The 281-nt window shown below is 62.6% G+C and carries 1 pseudogene; it reads right to left on the bottom strand.

Features of this window, described 5'->3' with window-relative positions:
* Positions 1-281 (bottom strand): annotated as a pseudogene (locus ACWGTI_RS32910) (IS110 family transposase); the annotation flags it as partial.

Genomic DNA, 281 nt, shown 5'->3' with positions numbered 1-281 from the left:
AAGACCTCGTTCGTCAGCACGCTTGCTATCGTCAATCCGATGCCACGCAGATGGCTCAACTGGATGGTCGCGGGGGCCGTGGTCTCGGCCGCCTGGCGCTGTTCGTCCTCGACCTGCGCGATCATCTCGATCACCAGCCACAGACGGTCGCATTCGCGCTCTATCTCGCGCTTGAGGCAGGGTGGTAGATCTCGTCCGTCGGCTGTGCCCAGCGCCTCAAGCTGTTCACGCCAGTCTCGCCTGGCCGGTTTGAAGTCGCGGATACCCTGCGTCATCAAGAG

The organism is Mesorhizobium sp. ArgA1 (genome assembly GCF_053714375.1).
Note: the sequence above shows the minus strand (reverse complement) of the source record. Positions and strands in the feature narration are given on the sequence as shown.